A 21,919-nucleotide genomic window follows, 5' to 3' on the forward strand; every position below is an offset into this window, starting at 1 on the left:
ATCAGGCGAAATAGTTCAGCAATGTCGTAATCACCGTGCGCTGATTCACTGCCGACAGGTTATAGAACAGCGGCAGGCGCAGCAGACGTTCGCTCTCTTTGGTGGTGTAGCGGTCCTCGCCGGAGAATTCACCAAACTTGTCGCCAGCCGGGCAGTCATGCAGCGGAATGTAGTGGAACACCGCCATAATCTCGGCTTCTTTCAGGAAGTTAATCAGCGCGCTACGATCGTCAATGTCGCGCAGCTTGATATAAAACATATGGGCGTTCTGTTTGCAGTCATCCGGAATGGATGGCAATTCAATTCTGCCCGCACGCGCCAGCGGTGCGAGGGCATCGTAGTAGGTCTGCCACAGCGCCAGACGCTGCTGATTAATGCGGTCCGCCGCTTCCAACTGTGCCCAGAGATAAGCGGCCTGTAGATCGGACATCAAATAGCTGGAACCAATATCACGCCAGGTATATTTGTCGACCTGACCACGGAAGAACTGGCTGCGGTTAGTCCCTTTTTCACGAATGATTTCGGCTCGCTCAATAAGGCTGCGATCGTTAATCAGCGTTGCGCCGCCTTCGCCACCGGCGGTGTAGTTTTTGGTTTCATGGAAACTAAAGCAGCCGATGTGGCCGATCGTTCCCAGCGCCCGGCCTTTGTAAGTCGACATCACCCCCTGCGCGGCGTCTTCTACCACAAACAGGTTGTACTTATCCGCCAGCGCCATGATGGTGTCCATCTCACAGGCCACACCCGCATAATGCACCGGCACAATCGCCCGCGTTTTTTCGGTGATCGCCGCTTCAATGCGCGTTTCGTCAATGTTCATGGTATCCGGACGGATATCCACAAAGATGATTTTAGCGCCGCGCAGCACAAAGGCATTCGCGGTCGACACGAAGGTGTAACTCGGCATGATCACTTCATCACCCGGCTGGATATCCAGCAGCAGTGCCGCCATCTCCAGTGAGGCGGTACAGGAAGGCGTCAGCAGTACCTTCGCACTGCCAAAACGCTGCTCAAGCCACTGCTGACAACGACGGGTAAAGCCCCCGTCGCCACACAGCTTGCCGCTGCCCATTGCAGACTGCATATACTCAAGTTCGGTACCCACCACCGGCGGTGCGTTAAACGGAATCATGTTGTCACCTGTATAACCAGTACGCGGTGCTTTCTACATTCGCACCGCTTTGTATATAACGTTTAAGCGCGGCGGTGTTGCCCATCTGGGTCGCCACCCGCAATGTTGTTTTGCCGCGCGCCTGCGCCCATCCCAGCGCCGCCTGCATCAGCTCTGCCCCAACGCCACGCCCGGCGAGCAAGCCGATTCGCGCCTCGCGGTCATCCAGTTCACGCAGCGAGACATAGCCGCGAATATCCCCATTTGAGGTGCGAAGAACCAGACACTGATGATCAAACGTGCCATGCACCGCGTTTTCAATCCACTGCGCATAAAAGCGAGCGCTGGCGTCAGGCGCATACCACGGCGTGCGAAAGCGGCTTTGCGCAAAGGCCGCCGCAGCGAGCTGGCGCAAGGCCGGAATGTCCGTCAGTTGTGCAATTTCTGCGCCAGTTTGACCGTTGTTTTTCCCGACAGGAAGAACAAAATCGACTTCCCCTTCCACCAGCGCGAAACCCAGTTGTTGCAGAGCATCCAGCTCGCGGGTATTGGCCGCCGGGATTTTGGCCTGCACCCGCGACCAGGGCTGTAAGGCTTCTGCGGTCAATAACGGCGCCGCCGGATCCAGCCGGACAATGGCGCTGTTGATGCCAAAGAAGCGGTTTTCCCAGCCCAGCGGCTCAATACTGGCGTGGACGTGCACGAAGCAGCTCCAGTAAATATTGGCCATAACCTGTTTTCGCCAGAGCGCTGGCGGCACGTTTCACGCCGTCATCATCCAGCCAACCATTGCGCCAGGCAATCTCTTCCAGACAGGCAATTTTGAATCCCTGACGCTTTTCAACCGTCTGCACAAAGGTGCTCGCCTCAATCAAGCTGTCATGCGTTCCCGTATCGAGCCAGGCAAAACCGCGGCCCAGCAGCTCAACGGTCAGATTGCCTGCGTCAAGGTACATCTGATTGATAGAGGTGATCTCCAGTTCGCCGCGTTCAGATGGTTTCACGCGCTTTGCGTACTCCACCACATTGCTGTCGTAGAAATAGAGCCCGGTCACCGCCCAGTTAGATTTTGGCTGCTTCGGTTTCTCTTCTAACGAGATGGCGCGGAAATTGTCATCAAACTCCACCACGCCAAACCGTTCTGGATCCATCACCTGATAGCCAAACACGGTCGCCCCTTCGGTACGCGCGGCGACATGGCGCAATTTAGGACTGAACCCCTGACCGAAGAAAATATTGTCGCCTAACACCAGGCAGGAAGGTTCGCCGTTCAGGAACGTCTCACCGATGATAAACGCTTGCGCCAGGCCATCCGGACTCGGTTGTTCGGCATACTGCAAATGAATGCCAAATTCAGAACCGTCGCCTAACAGACGCTGAAAATATCCTTTGTCTTCCGGCGTGGTGATAATCAGGATCTCACGAATGCCGGCCAGCATGAGCACCGATAACGGGTAATAAATCATCGGCTTATCGTAAATGGGGAGCAGCTGTTTCGACACGCCACGCGTGATAGGATGCAAACGGGTGCCAGAGCCGCCCGCCAGAATGATACCTTTCATGCCTTCCTCCTCCGGGAAATTAGCCCTTCAGACCTAAACGTTGCCCCTGATAACTGCCGTCTTGTACGGGCTTCCACCAGGCCTCATTCGCCAGATACCACTGCACGGTTTTACGCATGCCGCTTTCAAAGGTTTCCTGCGGCGTCCAGCCAAGCTCACGGGCGATTTTTGACGCATCAATGGCGTAACGTAAGTCGTGACCAGGACGATCGTCCACAAAGGTAATCAGGTCGCGGTAATGTGCGATACCCTGTGGTTTGTTCGGCGCCAGCGTTTCCAGCAGCTCGCAAATCGTCTCAACCACGTCCAGATTCTTACGCTCGTTATGACCGCCGATGTTATACGTTTCACCGACTTCTCCGGTGGTCGCCACGCAGTACAGCGCTCTCGCGTGATCGTCCACATACAACCAGTCGCGGACCTGCTGTCCGTTGCCATACACCGGCAGCGGTTTGCCCGCCAGCGCATTAAGAATCATCAGCGGGATCAGTTTTTCCGGGAAGTGGTAAGGGCCATAGTTGTTAGAGCAGTTGGTGATAAGGGTTGGAAGACCGTAAGTGCGCAACCAGGCGCGCACCAGGTGATCGCTGCTGGCTTTCGACGCGGAATAGGGGCTGCTAGGGGCGTAGGGCGTCGTCTCAGTAAAGAAATCATCCGTCGAGTGCAGATCGCCATACACCTCGTCCGTCGAGATGTGGTGGAAGCGAAACGCCGATTTCTTCTCGTCAGCCCGTTCACTCCAGTACGCCCGCGCCGCTTCCAGCAGCGTGTAGGTGCCAACAATGTTGGTTTCGATAAACGCCGCCGGTCCGTCGATGGAACGATCGACATGGCTTTCGGCGGCCAGGTGCATCACGCAGTCTGGCTGATACTGTTGAAATACCCGATCCAGCGAGGCACGATCGCAAATATCCACTTTCTCGAAAGCAAAGCGATCGTTCTGCGCAACCGGAGCCAGAGACATCAGATTGCCGGCGTAGGTGAGTTTATCCACCACCACCACCGCATCTGCCGTCTCATTAATGATATGCCGTACCACCGCTGAGCCGATGAAACCTGCGCCACCCGTCACCAGAATCCGTTTCATTAACGCCACACTCCTTTGGTATCCACGACGTACTGCTGCTGCACAGCATCGCCCTGAATGGCTTTAAACTGGCTATGATCGACCAGCATCACCAGCACGTCGGCCGTCGCCAGCGCGTCGTTCAGGGCGGCAAGAGTACAAAGACCGTCCAGCTTTTTCGGCAACTGGTGAATATTCGGTTCCACCACCAGCGTTTCACCGCTGTGCCACTGGGCGATACTTTTTGCGATCCCCATTGCCGGGCTTTCACGCAAATCGTCGATATTGGGTTTGAATGCGAGGCCAAAGCAGGCGATTTTCACCTCGCTGGCGCGCTTATTCGTCGCCGCCAGGCAGTCCGCAACGGCGGCTTTGACCTGATCGACGACCCAGTGTGGTTTACCGTCGTTTACTTCACGCGCGGTACGGATCAGACGCGACTGCAACGGATTCTGCGCCACAATGAACCACGGGTCGACAGCAATACAGTGCCCGCCCACACCCGGTCCAGGCTGGAGAATGTTGACACGTGGATGACGGTTCGCCAGGCGGATCAGTTCCCAGACGTTAATCCCCTGCTCGGCGCAAATCAGCGACAGTTCGTTCGCAAAGGCGATATTGACGTCGCGGAAGCTGTTTTCCGTCAGCTTGCACATTTCGGCCGTACGGGAATTGGTCACCACGCACTCGCCTTCAAGAAATATTTTGTACAGCTCGCTGGCACGCGCCGAGCACACCGGCGTCATGCCGCCGATGACCCGGTCATTCTTGATCAGTTCAACCATCACCTGACCCGGCAGAACGCGCTCAGGACAATAGGCGATATTCACATCCGCCTGCTCGCCCGCCTGCTGCGGGAAAGTGAGATCCGGACGCATTTCGGCCAGCCACGCCGCCATCTGTTCGGTCGCGCCAACCGGAGAGGTCGACTCGAGGATCACCAGCGCGCCCTTTTTCAGCACTGACGCAACGGATTTCGCCGCCGCTTCGACATAGGTCATATCCGGCTCATGCTCACCTTTAAACGGCGTCGGTACTGCAATCAGATACGCATCGGCATCGACAGGGGTCGTGGTGGCGCGCAGAAAACCGCCTTCCACCGCCGTTTTCACGACGTTATCGAGGTCCGGCTCAACAATATGGATTTCACCGCGGTTGATGGTCTCCACCGCATGCGGGTTAACGTCCACCCCAATCACCTGCTTTTGGCGCGAAGCAAAGGCAGCCGCCGTCGGCAAACCGATATATCCCAGCCCAATAACAGAAATGGTAGAAAAACTCATAGCGATACCCGATTGTTTTTTAATGCGTGTAAAATGCGGCCGCAGGCCTGCCCGTCACCGTAAGGGTTATGGGCGCGGCTCATAGCCTGATATTCGTTTTCGTCATGCAGCAAACGCGTGACTTCTTCAACAATGCGCTGTGGGTCTGTCCCCACCAGACGCACGGTCCCGGCGGTAATGGCCTCGGGTCGTTCGGTTGTTTCACGCATCACCAGCACCGGTTTGCCCAGTGACGGTGCCTCTTCCTGAATCCCGCCGGAGTCCGTCAGAATCAGCCAGGCGTGATTCATCAGCCAGACAAAGGGCAGATAGTCCTGCGGTTCAATCAGCGTCACGTTTTCAACATGACCGAGAATGCGGTTGACCGGCTCGCTGACGTTCGGGTTCAGGTGCACTGGATAGACAATCTGCACATCCTGATTGGCGGCCGCAATCTCCGCCAGCGCATGGCAAATCTGCTCAAATCCACGGCCAAAACTTTCGCGACGATGACCGGTCACCAGGATCAGTTTTTTATCCGAACTGAGGAACGGATACTGCTCGGCCAGTTCTGAACGCAACGTATCACTAGCCAGAACGCGGTCGCGCACCCAGATCAGCGCATCGATCACCGTATTGCCGGTGACAAAGATGCGGCTGTCGGCAATATTCTCGCGCAACAGGTTTTGCCGCGAGTTCTCCGTCGGCGCAAAGTGATACATCGCCAGATGCCCGGTCAGCGTACGGTTTGCCTCTTCCGGCCACGGGGAATAGAGATCGCCAGTGCGTAACCCGGCCTCGACATGGCCGACCGGTATACGTTGATAAAACGCGGCCAGACTGGTCGCAATCGTGGTGGTGGTATCTCCGTGTACCAGTACCACATCTGGCTTGAAGTCAGCGAGGATAGGCTTCAGCCCTTCCAGTATCCGACAGGTTATCTCTGTCAATCCCTGACCCGGTTGCATAATATTGAGATCGTAATCAGGAACAATAGAAAAGAGATTCAATACCTGATCGAGCATCTCCCGGTGCTGCGCGGTGACGCAGACTTTTGCGTCGAAATCAGGATCCTTTGCCAGCGCATGCACCAGAGGTGCCATTTTTATGGCTTCCGGTCGCGTGCCAAATACAGTCAGTACTTTCACATCGATTCTCTTCGAATAGTCAGTGAGGGCCCAGCCCCTCACTGCGGCAGTCGTGCTAAATCGTGCGGCGGCGGGTTAACGCAACACCTGCGCCGATAAGCCCCCCCACGATGCCCCACATCACCATCAGGAAGGCACGGCGCGGGCTATCGCGTTTTACCGGTTCTTCCGGTGTACGCAAATAGCGATAGGTCTGAAAACGCGGGTCCAGCGTGGGGCCCACATTCAATGTATTTAGCATGGCTCGATTCTGGAAGTAGTCCAGATCGAAAGAGGGGCCGACCGCCTGTAAATTTTCAAGGCGTGCCTGGAGCATGGGACGTCCGAGCAGAAACAGCTCCGAATCCGGTAATTCATCCGCTGGCACATCGGTCGCACTGCGGGAGATATTGTGCTGTTCAGCGATTTTAAGCGCCTGTTCAATACTGCTCACGCGGCGGGAGAAAATTGCTTTCGCCACCTCTTCCTGACGTTTGACCTGCGCCTTCATTTGCACGGTCCGCGCGGCCCACGCGCCTTTCAGTTCTTCATTGAGATGGCTTGCCGCACGCTGGCTGGAGAACGCCACATACTGACGCAGCAGATTGTTCGCATCAGGTGCGGTTTCGGCAATCAGCTTGACGCTGTCGTTAATGGCACGGGCAAAATCACCGGGAGTGAACTGAATGTTGTTGATCATCTCATCCAGCATGGCGGCATCGGCCTTGCTGTTGCCAACCATCCGCTGCTTGTAATAGTCAGTTTGCAGCCAGAAGTCGCGACGCGTATCCCAGGAGGCCAGTTGCATCACAAACTCTTTATAGGCTTCGTCCATGACCGAAGGTTGATCACCTGACGCGTTGTCCGCTTTCGCATCCAGATTCCGCAAAAACTGCTGTTGGGAATAGTAACCCCCCAGCATATTCACCGTGGGGCGATCGGAGATCGCGGTCGCGCTCCACTCCTGACGAGCAAAAAAAGTATACGCCAGCGCGATCAGCGCGAATAACAGCGCGATACCGACAATCCACACCTTCCCGGCCCATAAGGTACGAAACAACCCACGAATATCCAGTTCATTTTCAGCGCTCACAACGTGTGCCCCCGGTAATGGTTGAGTCATCGCACCCTCATTTACTTGGTTAATTTTGGATTGTTATCACGGTTTCTTCGTAATCTGCGCTTCATGCGCTTAATGAACCTCGCCACCTTCCAGGCACGTTTAATGCAGTAACCGTAGAGGAAGAATGCTAGCAAAAAGAGCACCAGCATGACCCATTCCGGGACAAAATGAGAATATTCCGCCAGCACGCCAATCGAGGCCAGTATTGCGGCGGCTAGCGTGATCAGGACAAACGCCTGACGTGAAGTAAACCCTGCACGCATGATCAAATGATGAATATGCTGACGGTCTGGCGAGAACGGGCTCATCCCTTTACGCAGACGACGATACATGATGGCCACCATGTCCATCAGCGGAATGGCGATGATCCATAGCGCGGTAACCGGGCTTATCGGGTGCGTTTTACCCTGGGTAGTTTCAAGCAGGATCCAGATAACGGTAAAACCAATCAGCGTACTGCCGGCGTCACCCATAAACACTTTATAGCGACGGCCAAGCGCACCGAGGTTCAACAGGATATAGGGCAGGATGGCGGCGATCATGGCAAAGCACCAGATAGCCAGACTGGTCTGTCCATCAAACCACAGAATAAGCCCCATTGCGGCAAATGAGACGCTGGAGAGCCCGCCTAATAAGCCATCGATACCATCCACCATGTTGAAGGCATTGATCGCGGCCCATACGGCGAAGAGCGTGAGGAAATAACCAAACGGGCCGAGCACCATCTCCCACGGGCCAAAGATATAACCGAGGCTGCTGAGATAAAGCTTGCCCACCGCCATCATAATTACGCCGATAGCAGCCTGAATGGTGGCACGTATTTTTACGCTAATATCAAAGCGATCGTCCAGTGCACCGATAAAGACCAGGACACCGGCACAAGCCAGATAGAGAGCAGCGTGGGGGATATAGACATTCACAATGCTAAATGTGAAACAAATCCCCGCATAAACTGAGATGCCCCCAACCAACGGTATCAATCCCTGGTGGCGTTTACGGAAGTTGGGTTTATCCACTAAACCGACCTTTTTTGCGACCTTCCGTGCAAAAAACAGGAACAGTGTCGTGAATAAAAAAATACTGATGAGATCAGTACTGACTGTCAGTAAATTCACAATGCGTGCTCTCAGAGAAAATTATAAGCAGAAGTATAACCACGAAGGCCTGTATTCAGAAGGGAAACTCCACTCCGAACCGTCTGTTTTGTATAATTATTAACCACGTGTCGCACTTGATGGCTGACGCACGTGCAGCGGAGGACAATAACCCCTGATTTGTTAACTTGTCGTTAAGATTACAGACATAAAAGCAAAACGCCACGTAAAAACGTGGCGTTTTCGGCTGAGAGCTCGTTTACGAGCGCTTCATCATGTCGAAGAAGTCGTCGTTAGTCTTGGTCATCGCCAGTTTATTAATGAGGAATTCCATTGCGTCGATTTCGCCCATCGGGTGAATAATCTTGCGCAGGATCCACATTTTCTGCAGCTCTTCCTGAGTGGTGAGCAGTTCTTCTTTACGGGTACCGGAACGGTTGTAGTCGATAGCCGGGAAGACGCGTTTTTCAGCAATCTTACGAGAGAGGTGCAGTTCCATGTTACCGGTGCCTTTAAACTCTTCGTAGATGACTTCATCCATCTTAGAGCCGGTATCGATCAACGCCGTTGCGATGATGGTCAGGCTGCCGCCCTCTTCCACGTTACGCGCCGCACCGAAGAAACGCTTCGGACGATGCAGAGCGTTAGCGTCCACACCACCGGTCAGCACTTTACCGGAAGCCGGAACCACGGTGTTGTATGCACGTGCCAGACGGGTGATGGAGTCGAGCAGAATGATAACGTCTTTTTTGTGTTCAACCAGACGTTTCGCTTTCTCGATCACCATTTCCGCTACCTGAACGTGACGGGATGCCGGTTCGTCAAAGGTAGAAGCAACAACTTCACCTTTCACCAGACGTTGCATCTCGGTCACTTCTTCCGGACGTTCGTCAATCAGCAGCACCATCAACACACAGTCAGGGTGGTTGTAAGCGATGCTCTGCGCAATGTTTTGCAGCAGCATGGTTTTACCGGCTTTCGGCGGTGCGACGATCAGACCACGCTGACCACGACCGATTGGTGAAGCCAGATCCAAAACGCGCGCCGTTAAGTCTTCGGTAGAGCCGTTACCACGTTCCATACGCAGACGAGAGTTTGCGTGCAGCGGGGTTAAGTTTTCGAAGAGAATTTTATTACGGGCGTTTTCCGGTTTGTCGTAGTTAACTTCGTTAACTTTCAGCAGCGCAAAGTAGCGTTCGCCTTCTTTTGGCGGGCGAATCTTACCAGAGATGGTATCACCAGTGCGGAGGTTGAAACGGCGGATTTGGCTGGGGGAAACGTAGATGTCATCAGGACCGGCGAGGTAGGAGCTGTCTGCAGAACGGAGGAAACCAAATCCATCCTGCAATATCTCCAGCACACCGTCACCAAAGATATCTTCGCCACTCTTTGCGTGCTGCTTCAGGATGGCAAAAATAATGTCCTGCTTACGCATACGAGCCAGGTTTTCCAGCCCCATATTTTCGCCGAGAGTGATCAGCTCAGAAACCGGCGTATTCTTTAATTCGGTAAGATTCATAGTGGTGTGAGTTCTTAAACTTGGGGTAAATCTCGAACTTAATGTTGTGAATGGTATGGCAGGGTCATCCATGCCTGTTTACGGCCATCAACTCATGTCTGTTCGCTGTCTGGTCACAGGAAAGTACGCAGAACTGAAACGACAAGACGGATTGAATGATAAGCCAGGAATCTGTCCACTTCGCGTGCGAGAAAAAACGGGAAGTATTGGAGTTATCAAGATTCAAACTTAATAAGGTATGTTTAATACGAAGTCAACACTAACTTAGCACGACTCAAGTCGGGCGTCCAGTCATCCGAATCAATTAGGATTCAGGTCGCCCGAACATGAGACGTCCGGCTTACGCCAGGTTCGCGTCGAGGAACTCTTTCAGCTGACCTTTGGACAGTGCGCCCACTTTGGTCGCTGCAACCTCACCGTTCTTGAACAGCAGCAGGGTCGGGATGCCACGGATACCATACTTCGGCGCAGTGCCTGGGTTTTGGTCAATGTTCAGTTTAGCAACCGTCAATTTGCCCTGATATTCGTCAGCGATTTCATCCAGAATCGGGGCGATCATTTTGCACGGTCCGCACCACTCTGCCCAGAAATCAACGAGGATCGCCCCGTCCGCTTTGAGTACATCCGTGTCAAAACTGTCGTCAGTCAGGTGAATAATTTTATCGCTCATATAAACTCCACAGGAATAAGCCTGGTGTGTTGGTGTATACACATCATCCTTTAAGCTGCCTCTTTGTTGGCTTCACTCATCGTCCAGGTCACGTACTCTGTACGTTCTTGTGGACGCGTTCGCTTGCCGCCTCGACGCATCATGAATGATTTGTGTACAGCATTAACCAACTAAAGGTTGACTTTATTTCACCGGATACGCTTTCGTAAAGCAATAGTAAGCTGATATTCTACCACACTATGAGCAAAACACATTTAACAGAACAGAAGTTTTCCGACTTCGCCCTGCACCCAAAGGTTATCGAAGCCCTTGAAAATAAAGGATTTCATAACTGCACGCCCATTCAGGCCCTCGCACTGCCGCTTACGCTGGCTGGTCGCGATGTTGCAGGGCAGGCGCAAACCGGTACCGGAAAAACGATGGCGTTCCTGACGTCAACGTTTCATTATCTTCTCTCTCATCCCGCGATTGACGATCGCAAGGTGAACCAGCCACGCGCCTTAATTATGGCGCCGACGCGTGAGTTAGCCGTGCAGATCCACGCTGATGCCGAGCCGCTGGCACAGACGACCGGTCTGAAGCTGGGTCTCGCTTACGGCGGTGACGGTTACGACAAACAGCTAAAAGTGCTGGAAAGCGGCGTCGATATTCTCATCGGCACCACGGGTCGTCTGATCGATTACGCGAAACAGAATCACATCAACCTGGGCGCCATCCAGGTGGTGGTCCTCGATGAAGCCGATCGCATGTACGATCTGGGCTTTATTAAAGATATTCGCTGGCTGTTCCGCCGCATGCCGCCGGCCAACCAACGCCTGAACATGTTGTTCTCTGCTACCCTCTCTTACCGCGTGCGTGAACTGGCGTTCGAACAGATGAACAACGCCGAATACGTTGAAGTCGAGCCGGAACAAAAAACGGGTCACCGTATTAAAGAAGAGCTTTTCTATCCGTCTAACGAAGAGAAAATGCGCTTACTGCAAACGCTGATCGAAGAAGAGTGGCCGGATCGCGCCATCATCTTCGCGAACACCAAACACCGCTGCGAAGATATCTGGGGTCATCTTGCCGCCGATGGTCATCGCGTTGGTTTGCTGACTGGCGATGTGGCGCAGAAAAAACGTCTGCGTATTCTCGATGAATTTACCCGTGGCGATCTGGATATTCTGGTCGCAACCGATGTTGCCGCGCGCGGCCTGCACATTCCTGCCGTGACGCACGTATTTAACTACGATCTGCCGGACGATTGCGAAGACTACGTACACCGCATCGGTCGTACGGGCCGTGCTGGTGCAAGCGGTCACTCGATCAGCCTGGCCTGTGAAGAGTACGCCCTGAACCTACCAGCGATTGAAACCTACATTGGTCACTCGATTCCGGTGAGTAAATACAACCCGGAAGCGTTGATGAACAATCTGCCGAAGCCGCTGCGCCTGACGCGTACGCGCCCTGGCAATGGCCCGCGCCGCTCTGGCGGTGCTCCGCGTAATCGTCGTCGTTCAGGTTAAGAAAGTTATGCCATACACAACATCATTCAGCCTGTATCAGGGCGGCAAGAAAACGAATCCTGATGAACTTACTTTAGCCAGTGATTCGGGTGAAAAAACGCAGCCAGCACAGATACCGGTTGAAGGATGAAGTGTATGAATTCTACCTCGTTGTACGCCGCTATCGATCTCGGTTCCAATAGTTTTCATATGCTGGTCGTACGCGAGGTAGCGGGCAGCATCCAGACGCTCACGCGCATTAAACGCAAAGTGCGTCTGGCCGCCGGTCTGAACAGCAACAATGTCCTTTCTGCTGAAGCAATGGAACGCGGCTGGCAATGCCTGCGTCTGTTTGCCGAGCGCCTTCAGGATATTCCGCAGCCGCAAATTCGCGTGGTCGCTACGGCTACGTTACGTATCGCGGTAAACGCCAGCGAGTTTATCGCTAAAGCGCAGGAAATCCTCGGTTGTCCGGTTCAGGTCATCAGCGGTGAAGAAGAAGCGCGCCTGATTTATCAGGGCGTGGCGCACACCACTGGCGGAGCGGATCAGCGTCTGGTCGTCGATATCGGCGGCGCCAGCACCGAACTGGTCACCGGAACAGGTGCGCAAACCACCTCCCTGTTCAGCCTGTCAATGGGCTGCGTCACCTGGCTCGAACGCTACTTTACCGATCGCAATCTGGCACAAGAGAATTTCGACGAAGCGGAAAAAGCGGCGCGCGATGTGCTGCGCCCGGTCGCCGATGAACTTCGCTATCACGGCTGGAAAGTCTGCGTCGGTGCCTCCGGTACCGTTCAGGCGTTGCAGGAAATCATGATGGCGCAGGGGATGGATGAGCGCATCACGCTGGCGAAACTGCAGCAGTTGAAACAGCGGGCGATTCACTGCGGTCGTCTGGAAGAGCTTGAAATTGAAGGCTTAACCCTGGAACGCGCGCTGGTGTTCCCCAGCGGGTTGGCTATTCTTATCGCCATCTTCACCGAACTCAATATTCAGTGTATGACCCTGGCCGGTGGGGCATTACGTGAAGGGCTGGTCTACGGGATGCTGCATCTCGCGGTGGATCAGGATATTCGCAGCCGCACGCTGCGTAACATTCAGCGCCGGTTTATGGTGGATACCGAACAGGCGCATCGCGTTGCGAATCTGGCGGTGAGTTTTCTCGATCAGGTAGAAAATGAGTGGCATCTTGAGCCGATCAGCCGCGAACTGCTGATCAGCGCCTGCCAGCTGCACGAGATAGGCCTGAGCGTTGATTTTAAGCAAGCGCCTCAGCATGCCGCCTATCTGGTCCGTAATCTGGATCTGCCGGGCTTCACGCCCGCACAGAAAAAACTGCTCGCCACGCTATTGTTAAATCAGACCAACCCGGTCGATCTCTCGTCGTTGCATCAGCAAAATGCCGTACCGCCGCGTGTGGCGGAGCATCTTTGTCGTCTGCTCAGACTGGCGATTATCTTCGCCAGCCGCCGTCGTGACGATCTGGTGCCAGCTATTACGCTACAGGCATCGAATGAAATTCTCACCCTGGCGCTACCGCCGGACTGGCTGGAACAGCATCCGTTGGGGAAAGAGTTGATTGAACAAGAAAGCCAGTGGCAGAGCTATGTCCACTGGCCTTTAGCAGTGCGTGAATGATTCACTGCCGGAGGGCGGCGTAAATGCCTAATCCGGCCTCCAGCCTACGATTTCTCTCTTTTCGCCGCCATCATCGCTTTCAGATTCGCCAGATGGCTTTGCCCTTTCTGCATTCGCTCTTCGGCGCTCACCACTTTACGCTCCTGCTCCCAGATCAGATCGTCCTGCGGTAACTCCAGCAGGAAACGGCTCGGCTCCGGACGCACCAGTTCACCGTACTGACGTCGCTCTTTACACAACGTAAAAATCAGCTCTTTCTGCGCGCGGGTGATGCCGACATAAGCCAGGCGGCGCTCTTCATCAATGTTGTCTTCATCGATGCTGCTCTGGTGTGGCAGGAAGCCTTCTTCCATACCCACCATAAACACATACGGGAACTCCAGCCCTTTCGAGGCATGCAGCGTCATCAGTTGCACCTGATCCAGCTCTTCCTCACTCTCGCCGCGCTCCATCATGTCACGTAGCGTGAAGCGGGTGACAACCTGAGTGAGCGTCATCGGCTCATCCAGTTCGCTGCCTTCCAGCATTTCGGTCATCCAGCTAAACAGCTGGTTGACGTTTTTCATGCGCATTTCAGCGGCTTTTGGGCTGGGCGACGTTTCGTAAAGCCATGATTCGTAATCAATTCCGTGGATGAGATCGCGAACAGCGGCAATCGGCTCACGTTCTGCCAACCGCTGAACCTCGCCCAGCCAGTGGGTAAAACGGGTGAGCGAGTCATAGCCGCGCCCGGTGAGCGTCTGGCTCAGCCCCAGATCAAAACTGGCGGTAAACAGGCTTTTGTTCCGCGTCATCGCCCATTCACCCAGCTTTTGCAGCGTGGCGGGGCCAATTTCACGCTTTGGCGTATTCACAATACGCAGGAACGCGCTGTCATCATCCGGATTGGTCAACACCCGCAGATAGGCCAGCAAGTCTTTAATTTCCGGACGCGAGAAGAACGACGTTCCACCGGAGATTTTGTAGGGGATCCGGTTCTGCATGAGGAATTTTTCGAATACTCGCGCCTGGTGGTTGCCGCGATACAGAATAGCGTAATCTTTGTATTCCGTTTTATTTACAAAGTGATGGGCGATGAGTTCCCCGGTCACCCGCTCGGCTTCGTGCTCCTCATTATTCGCACTCAGAACTTTGAGTTCCGCGCCATATCCCAGCTCGGAAAAAAGCCGTTTTTCAAAGACGTGCGGGTTATTGGAAATGAGGATGTTCGCCGCCTTCAGGATCCGCCCGGAGGAGCGGTAGTTCTGCTCCAGTTTGATCACCTGTAACGCCGGAAAATCCTGACTTAACAACACCAGGTTTTGCGGACGCGCCCCGCGCCAGGAGTAAATCGACTGATCGTCGTCCCCTACGACGGTGAATCGCGCCCGGTTTCCCACCAGCAATTTCACCAGTTCGTACTGACTGGTGTTGGTGTCCTGATATTCATCCACCAGCAGATAGCGAATCTTGTTCTGCCAGCGCTCACGCACCTCTTCATTACGTTGCAACAGCAGCGTCGGTAGCAGAATCAAATCATCAAAGTCGAGGACATTGCAGGCTTTCATATGCGCGTCGTACAGCCCGTAGCAGTGTGCAAAGATACGATCGCGCTCGCCTTTCGCACCGGCGGCCGCCTGTGCGGGCGTTTTGAGATCGTTCTTCCAGTTCGAGATCGTCGAGATCAACTGTTGCAGTATCACTTTGTCGTCTTCAATCAGCCCTTCCGTCAGATCTTTGAGCAGCGCAACCTGGTCCGTGTCATCAAACAGCGAAAAATTCGACTTCATCCCCAGCGCGGCGTATTCGCGTTTAATCACCTCCAGCCCTAACGTATGGAAAGTGGAGATCATCAACCCGCGCGCTTCTTTGCGTCCCAGCGTCTGTCCGACACGCTCTTTCATTTCGCGCGCCGCTTTATTAGTAAAAGTCACCGCCGCAATGTGTCGCGCCTGGTAGCCGCAGCCACGGATCAGATGGGCGATCTTGTTGGTGATCACGCGTGTCTTACCGGAACCCGCCCCCGCCAGCACCAGGCACGGTCCGGTGACGAATTCGACAGCTTGTTGTTGGCCGGGGTTTAAACGCATAGGTAAAAGTGCTCAATCTTCGAACGGGGGACGAATTGTAGCAGAAAGCGAGGTCGAGATTGAGCTTTCCGTAACCGCGCGTAACGCTGCCTGTGAGGGTAAGTAAGCTTGTGCTGCTGTCCAGATTCTGAACAATCCTGAACGCCGATCACACGGAAAAAATTACACAACGCCTGCACAAGAGGTTTAATTAACATATTGAGTATAAAAGAAAAACAGTAACAATAGTCGGACTAAGCTGCTTTGGCTTGTATAAACCGACAAAAAAGAAGACCGTTCATCCCACTTTCTTTGTTTATTCAACCGAAACATTTCTGAACCAAATACGCTAATAAATCAGGTGCTGCCACGTACCGCACCTCCTCTTATGCTGAGCATACAATGAATAAGATCCAGGCCACTTACTACCTACAAGACTCAACCGCTCGCCAGATAGTCCAACGCACGATGGGGATTATCCCCTATTCGGTTAACGTTATGAACGAGCACGGCATGATCATTGCCTCAGGTGAGGCGTCCCGTTTACATCAGCGCCATGAAGGTGCGGTGCTGGCGTTAACTGAAAACCGGATTGTTGAAATCGATTCGGCGACGGCTGACAAACTCAAAGGTGTGAAGCCCGGTATTAATTTGCCAATAAATTTTCGCGATCAGCTTATCGGCGTACTGGGTATCACCGGAGAGCCGGGTGAGGTGAAGGCTTATGCGCAACTCGTCAAGATGGCGTCGGAACTCATTATTGAACAAATGGCGTTACTTGAACAAAAACAGTGGGATAAACGCTACCGCGAAGAGCTAATCAACCAGCTTATTTTACGCGACCCGCCTCCGTCATCGTTAAGCGCCGTGGTCTCATGGTTAGGCGTTAATCTCCAGCTGCCGCGCGTGGTGCTTATCATGGAATTGCAGCAGCCGGATCGCGATGCGCTACGTACGCTGATGGATTATTTTGAATACAGCGCCCGCGACCATCTGGTGACATTTTCCGACTTTAACGAGCTGATTATCCTCAAACCCGTCACCCTGAAAAATGGGACTCTCAATAAATCGCTGGAGCAGCACGAGCTACAGAAATTTAAGCATTACGCACAGTCCTGCGGCTTTTCACGGCTCATCGTCGGCGGCTATTTTGCGGGAGAAAATGGCCTGCGACGCTCCTATCAGACAGCGAAATCAACCCAGGCAATGGTGAAAAGACTGAAGCTTAAGCATCAATTTATCTTTCACGATGACTACGCGCTGGCCTCATTGCTGGGGGGACTTTCCGGCACCTGGCAAGCGGAAGAGTTATCAAAAATATGGTGCGAGTTGGTTACTCAGGACAGCAAAGGCGTCATGCAAAAAACATTGCAGCACTATTTCGAACATAATTGTGATCTTTCGCAAACTGCCACCAGTCTGCATATTCACGTAAACACCCTGCGCTATCGACTGCAACGCGTTGAAGAGATAACGGGAATAAAAATCAACAACTTGAAACAACTCCTTTGGTTGTACATTGGCATGGAGCTGCAGCGGTAGTCTGTATTTTCCTCCAAATTTACATCCTGTCAGACGCGTATTTTTTAGCGGATCCTCACAAGGCTATTCCCGGCGGCTTCTCCATACTGCCCCAGTCAATTTAATGGAGAAAGCAGAAGATGGTTTCAATATCCGCAACAGGCGCCATCATCGCACTCGTGGTGGCGATCGTCTTAATATTACGCAAAGTCTCTCCCGCGTACGGCATGATGGTGGGTGCGCTGGTCGGTGGTCTCGTCGGCGGGGCAGACCTGGTCCAGACCGTCACGCTGATGGTCACGGGTGCGCAGGGCATCACCAATGCCGTACTGCGCATTCTCGCTGCAGGCGTACTGGCTGGTGTGCTGATCGAATCCGGCGCCGCGAACACAATCGCGGAAACGGTAGTGAAAAAAGTGGGCGAAAGTCGTGCCCTGCTTGCCTTAGCCATTGCCACTATGATTCTGACGGCCGTTGGCGTTTTTATCGATGTCGCGGTGATTACCGTCGCGCCGATTGCGCTTTCGATCGCCAGACGCGCCGGGCTATCAAAACTCGCCATTTTGCTGGCGATGATTGGCGGTGGCAAAGCGGGTAACGTCATGTCACCGAATCCCAATGCCATTGCCGCTTCGGATTCGTTCCATGTCCCGCTCACATCCGTCATGATGGGGGGGATTATTCCCGGATTGTTCGGCCTGGCAATCGCCTATTTTCTGGCGAAGCGTCTGAGCCAAAAAGGCTCGATGGTCACGACGGAAGAGATCATTTCTCAGGACACGCACGGCACACAACCCGGATTTCTGGCGGCCATCAGCGCCCCCCTTGTTGCCATTATTCTGTTAGCGCTGCGTCCTGTGGCGGGCATTGCTATCGATCCGCTCATTGCTCTGCCAGTGGGAGGATTAGTCGGCGCAATCCTGATGGGCCGATTTAAACAAAGTAACGCCTTTATGATGTCCGGGCTGACGCGCATGGCACCTGTCGCCATTATGCTGCTCGGTACCGGCACGCTGGCTGGCATCATTGCCAACTCAGCGTTAAAAGAGGTCCTGATCGACGGATTAACCTCTTCCGGTCTCCCTTCTTATCTCCTGGCCCCCATCTCTGGCGCAATTATGTCGATGGCCACCGCGTCGACAACGGCCGGAACCGCCGTTGCAGCAGGCGTGTTCAGTCAAACGCTGCTGGGACTTGGCGTCTCTGCGCTTGCCGGTGCAGTCATGATTCATGCCGGGGCGACGGTTCTGGATCATCTCCCTCACGGCAGTTTTTTCCACGCCACTGGCGGTAGCGTCAGTATGCAAATCCATGAACGCTTAAAACTTCTGCCTTATGAAACCCTTGTTGGTTTCGTCATCGCATTGATTTCGACACTGCTGTTTGGTGTCTTCGGACTCGCCGGGTAAGCACACAATGAAAATAGTTATCGCACCAGATTCATTTAAAGAAAGTTTGTCTGCCATGCAGGTGGCGACGGCTATCGAACAGGGGTTTCGCGAAATATATCCCGATGCCCAGTATGTCAAACTCCCTATGGCGGACGGCGGCGAAGGCACCGTTGAGTCGATGGTGGAGGCCACTGAGGGCCATTACCACTTTATCGATGTCACGGGCCCTCTGGGAACACCGGTCCAGGCACGCTGGGGAATGCTGGGTGACGGGAAGACGGCGGTGATCGAAATGGCTGCGGCGTCAGGTCTCCACCATGTGCCGCCAGAGCATCGTAACCCACTGCTGACCACCAGCTATGGAACGGGCGAGCTCATCCTTGCCGCACTCGATCGGGGCGTTGAGCACATTATTCTTGGCATCGGAGGCAGCGCGACGAATGACGGAGGCGCGGGCATGCTACAGGCGCTGGGCATCGACCTCCTGGATGAAAAAGGAGACGCGCTTCCCGAAGGCGGCGGTGCGCTCAGTAAACTGGCAACAATCGACACTTCCCACGCCGACCCGCGTCTAAAGACGGTCTCCATCACCGTGGCCTGCGACGTCAACAATCCGCTGTGCGGTCCGACGGGGGCCTCTGCCATTTTCGGCCCACAAAAGGGGGCGACGGAAGCGATGGTTGCAGCGTTAGACGGTGCGCTGGCGGTTTATGGCAAGCGACTACAGGAGTTTACCGGTCGGGATGTAATGAATGCGCCGGGCGCTGGCGCAGCAGGCGGAATGGGAGCCGCATTACTCGGTCTACTGGGCGCTGATTTAAAACCCGGTGTGGAGATTGTGATTAACGCGCTGCAACTGGAGCGCCTGGTAGCCGATGCCAGTCTGGTGATCACCGGAGAAGGTCGCCTCGACAGCCAGAGCATCTGCGGCAAAACGCCGATTGGCGTTGCCCGCTGCGCCAAACGCTATCAAAAACCGGTTATTGCGCTTGCCGGCGGTTTGACCCAGGATCATCAGATTGTTCATGAGCATGGGCTGGATGCCGTTTTCTCGGTGTTGACGCGCATCGCCACGCTACCGGAAGCCTTAGAGGACGCAGAATACAATCTGCGCATTTCGGCACGTAATATTGCCAGCGTCTGGAAGCTGTCGCAGCAGCAAATTCACTAATCCTATATCCAGGCCAGTCACCAACCGCTGGCCTGGATATTCTTTCCCTCTCCCCACATGCTAAAATCGCCCCCTTCATTTCCCCGACTCAAGGCACGATCATGGCAAAAACCGCAGCAGCACTACATATCCTTGTTAAAGAAGAGAAACTGGCACTGGATCTTCTGGAGCAGATTAAAAACGGCGCCGACTTCGGCAAACTGGCGAAGAAACATTCCATCTGCCCGTCAGGCAAACGAGGCGGTGACTTAGGCGAATTCCGCCAGGGCCAGATGGTTCCGGCGTTCGATAAAGTGGTCTTTTCCTGCCCGGTGCTGGAACCGACCGGCCCGCTGCACACCCAGTTCGGCTACCACATCATCAAAGTGCTGTACCGTAACTAAGCAAAAGCCCAGAGCGTTCAGACTCTGGGCTTTTTTTGCCGGATGGCACGATGCTTATCCGGCCTACGGCTTTGCACTTTTGTAGGTCGGGTCAGGCGTAGCCGCCACCCGACAATGTCGGTTTAACCCGCAACAGCAATGCGCTTCATATCGGTCATATAACCACGCAGTTTCTGGCCGACTTTCTCGATAGCATGGCTGCGAATCGCGTCATTTACATCGCGCAACTGAGCGTTATCCACTGCGCCTTCAGCAATCGCTTTACCCAGGTCGCCGGTCTGCAGCGTGGTCATGAACTCTTTCAGCAGCGGTACGCAGGCATAAGAGAACAGGTAGTTACCGTATTCTGCGGTATCAGAGATCACCACGTTCATTTCGTACAGACGCTTACGCGCAATGGTGTTGGCGATCAGCGGCAGCTCGTGCAGAGATTCGTAGTACGCAGACTCTTCGATGATGCCGGAATCCACCATGGTTTCGAACGCCAGCTCAACGCCTGCTTTTACCATCGCGATCATCAGTACGCCTTTATCGAAGTACTCCTGCTCGCCGATTTTGCCTTCATACTGCGGCGCGGTTTCGAACGCGGTTTTACCAGTCTCTTCACGCCATGTCAGCAGTTTCTTATCGTCGTTAGCCCAGTCAGCCATCATGCCGGAAGAGAACTCACCGGAGATGATGTCGTCCATGTGTTTCTGGAACAGCGGCGCCATAATTTCTTTCAGCTGTTCGGACAGCGCGTAAGCGCGCAGTTTCGCCGGATTGGACAGACGGTCCATCATCAGCGTGATACCGCCCTGCTTCAGCGCTTCAGTGATCGTTTCCCAGCCGAACTGAATCAGTTTCTCGGCATATGCCGGGTCAGTCCCTTCTTCCACCAGCTTATCGAAGCACAGCAGAGAACCAGCCTGCAGCATACCGCACAGAATGGTCTGCTCGCCCATCAGGTCGGATTTCACTTCCGCCACGAAGGAAGATTCCAGCACGCCCGCACGGTGGCCGCCGGTCGCTGCAGCCCAGGCTTTAGCAATCGCCATGCCTTCGCCTTTCGGATCGTTTTCCGGGTGAACCGCGATCAGCGTCGGCACACCGAAACCACGTTTGTATTCTTCACGCACTTCAGTACCCGGACACTTCGGTGCCACCATCACTACGGTGATGTCTTTACGGATCTGCTCGCCCACTTCAACGATGTTGAAGCCGTGAGAGTAACCCAGCGCCGCGCCGTCTTTCATCAGCGGTTGTACGGAACGCACTACGTCAGAGTGTTGTTTGTCTGGCGTCAGGTTAACCACCAAATCCGCCTGCGGGATCAGCTCTTCATACGTGCCGACTTTGAAGCCGTTTTCAGTCGCTTTACGCCAGGATGCGCGCTTCTCAGCAATCGCCTCTTTACGCAGGGCGTAGGAGATATCCAGACCGGAATCACGCATGTTCAGGCCCTGGTTCAGACCCTGCGCGCCACAGCCGACAATGACCACTTTTTTACCCTGAAGGTAGCTCGCGCCATCGGCGAACTCATCGCGGCCCATAAAGCGACATTTACCCAGCTGTGCCAGCTGCTGGCGCAGGTTCAGTGTATTAAAGTAGTTAGCCATGGTGGTGTACTCCGTGATGTTGTGTTGTGGTGCTTATTATTCGGTTCGCTGTTCAGCGAGAATGACTCCACAGTACAACAGGAAATTTATTGCGGAAATTGATATATTCACAACGTCACATTGCAATAACTGCAACGTAAAAATT

Annotated in this window: 19 protein-coding genes; 6 read left to right on the plus strand and 13 right to left on the minus strand. The window is 54.1% G+C overall.

Features of this window, described 5'->3' with window-relative positions; translation table 11 throughout:
* Window position 1: 1 nt before the first annotated feature.
* The 11 genes from rffA to trxA form a co-directional block, all read right to left on the minus strand.
* The gene (gene rffA, locus KI228_RS21810; protein ID WP_044258283.1) at window positions 2-1,132 is read right to left on the minus strand and encodes a dTDP-4-amino-4,6-dideoxygalactose transaminase; all 1,131 of its coding nucleotides are present in this window, start codon (window positions 1,130-1,132) and stop codon (window positions 2-4) included.
* 4 nt (window positions 1,133-1,136) lie between these two features.
* A complete protein-coding gene (gene rffC, locus KI228_RS21815) occupies window positions 1,137-1,814 on the minus strand; it encodes a dTDP-4-amino-4,6-dideoxy-D-galactose acyltransferase (RefSeq protein WP_042998794.1) in 678 nt (225 codons plus the stop codon).
* A complete protein-coding gene (gene rfbA / locus KI228_RS21820; RefSeq protein WP_058587326.1) occupies window positions 1,792-2,673 on the minus strand; it encodes a glucose-1-phosphate thymidylyltransferase RfbA in 882 nt (293 codons plus the stop codon). The genes rffC and rfbA overlap by 23 nt, the downstream gene beginning before the upstream one ends.
* A 19-nt stretch (window positions 2,674-2,692) precedes the next feature.
* The gene (gene rffG, locus KI228_RS21825; RefSeq protein WP_044258282.1) at window positions 2,693-3,760 is read right to left on the minus strand and encodes a dTDP-glucose 4,6-dehydratase; all 1,068 of its coding nucleotides are present in this window, start codon (window positions 3,758-3,760) and stop codon (window positions 2,693-2,695) included.
* Window positions 3,760-5,022, minus strand: a complete 1,263-nt coding sequence (gene wecC / locus KI228_RS21830; RefSeq protein ID WP_061069429.1) for a UDP-N-acetyl-D-mannosamine dehydrogenase — start codon at window positions 5,020-5,022, stop codon at window positions 3,760-3,762. The genes rffG and wecC overlap by 1 nt, the downstream gene beginning before the upstream one ends.
* Entirely contained in the window at window positions 5,019-6,149 is a 1,131-nt protein-coding gene (wecB, locus tag KI228_RS21835) for a non-hydrolyzing UDP-N-acetylglucosamine 2-epimerase (RefSeq protein ID WP_042998790.1), read from the minus strand. Before wecB ends, wecC begins: the two co-directional genes overlap by 4 nt.
* Window positions 6,150-6,204: 55 nt before the next feature.
* Entirely contained in the window at window positions 6,205-7,251 is a 1,047-nt protein-coding gene (gene wzzE / locus KI228_RS21840) for an ECA polysaccharide chain length modulation protein (protein ID WP_042998789.1), read from the minus strand.
* Window positions 7,252-7,262: 11 nt separating this feature from the next.
* Entirely contained in the window at window positions 7,263-8,366 is a 1,104-nt protein-coding gene (wecA, locus tag KI228_RS21845) for a UDP-N-acetylglucosamine--undecaprenyl-phosphate N-acetylglucosaminephosphotransferase (RefSeq protein WP_042998788.1), read from the minus strand.
* Window positions 8,367-8,604: 238 nt separating this feature from the next.
* Window positions 8,605-9,864 (minus strand): transcription termination factor Rho, encoded by a 1,260-nt coding sequence (rho, locus tag KI228_RS21850; RefSeq protein ID WP_002437993.1) that lies wholly within the window; start codon window positions 9,862-9,864, stop codon window positions 8,605-8,607.
* Between the two features lie 87 nt (window positions 9,865-9,951).
* Window positions 9,952-10,071 (minus strand): rho operon leader peptide, encoded by a 120-nt coding sequence (locus tag KI228_RS21855; protein WP_071887707.1) that lies wholly within the window; start codon window positions 10,069-10,071, stop codon window positions 9,952-9,954.
* 133 nt (window positions 10,072-10,204) lie between these two features.
* On the minus strand, window positions 10,205-10,534 hold the full coding sequence (gene trxA, locus KI228_RS21860; protein ID WP_001280776.1) for a thioredoxin TrxA: 330 nt from the start codon (window positions 10,532-10,534) through the stop codon (window positions 10,205-10,207).
* Between the two features lie 239 nt (window positions 10,535-10,773).
* Here trxA and rhlB point away from each other — a divergent pair, with 239 nt between their 5' ends.
* Together rhlB and gppA are read left to right on the plus strand one after the other, a co-directional pair.
* The gene (rhlB, locus tag KI228_RS21865; RefSeq protein WP_042998787.1) at window positions 10,774-12,042 is read left to right on the plus strand and encodes an ATP-dependent RNA helicase RhlB; all 1,269 of its coding nucleotides are present in this window, start codon (window positions 10,774-10,776) and stop codon (window positions 12,040-12,042) included.
* A gap of 135 nt (window positions 12,043-12,177) precedes the next feature.
* Window positions 12,178-13,662, plus strand: coding sequence for a guanosine-5'-triphosphate,3'-diphosphate diphosphatase (gppA, locus tag KI228_RS21870; RefSeq protein WP_042998786.1), 1,485 nt, complete (start codon window positions 12,178-12,180; stop codon window positions 13,660-13,662).
* A 44-nt stretch (window positions 13,663-13,706) separates the two neighbouring features.
* Here the strand turns inward: gppA and rep are convergent, their stop codons facing one another.
* On the minus strand, window positions 13,707-15,731 hold the full coding sequence (rep, locus tag KI228_RS21875; protein ID WP_061069428.1) for a DNA helicase Rep: 2,025 nt from the start codon (window positions 15,729-15,731) through the stop codon (window positions 13,707-13,709).
* Between the two features lie 381 nt (window positions 15,732-16,112).
* On the opposite strand from rep, the gene KI228_RS21880 reads away from it, so the two are divergent.
* From KI228_RS21880 to ppiC, 4 genes are all read left to right on the plus strand, one after another.
* Complete coding sequence (locus tag KI228_RS21880) at window positions 16,113-17,252, plus strand: sugar diacid recognition domain-containing protein (RefSeq protein ID WP_061069427.1); 1,140 nt, start codon at window positions 16,113-16,115, stop codon at window positions 17,250-17,252.
* 119 nt (window positions 17,253-17,371) lie between these two features.
* The gene (locus KI228_RS21885; protein ID WP_042998783.1) at window positions 17,372-18,640 is read left to right on the plus strand and encodes a GntP family permease; all 1,269 of its coding nucleotides are present in this window, start codon (window positions 17,372-17,374) and stop codon (window positions 18,638-18,640) included.
* A 7-nt stretch (window positions 18,641-18,647) separates the two neighbouring features.
* Entirely contained in the window at window positions 18,648-19,793 is a 1,146-nt protein-coding gene (locus KI228_RS21890; RefSeq protein ID WP_042998782.1) for a glycerate kinase, read from the plus strand.
* 101 nt (window positions 19,794-19,894) lie between these two features.
* Window positions 19,895-20,176, plus strand: a complete 282-nt coding sequence (ppiC, locus tag KI228_RS21895; RefSeq protein ID WP_001140251.1) for a peptidylprolyl isomerase PpiC — start codon at window positions 19,895-19,897, stop codon at window positions 20,174-20,176.
* 122 nt (window positions 20,177-20,298) lie between these two features.
* Here ppiC and ilvC read toward each other — a convergent pair whose 3' ends face one another.
* Window positions 20,299-21,774 carry a ketol-acid reductoisomerase gene (gene ilvC, locus KI228_RS21900; protein WP_044267332.1) on the minus strand — a complete coding sequence of 492 codons (1,476 nt, stop codon included), beginning with the start codon at window positions 21,772-21,774 and terminating at the stop codon, window positions 20,299-20,301.
* Between the last annotated feature and the right edge of the window lie 145 nt (window positions 21,775-21,919).

This window comes from Citrobacter amalonaticus (genome assembly GCF_018323885.1).
In the GTDB taxonomy this organism is placed as follows: domain Bacteria; phylum Pseudomonadota; class Gammaproteobacteria; order Enterobacterales; family Enterobacteriaceae; genus Citrobacter_A; species Citrobacter_A amalonaticus.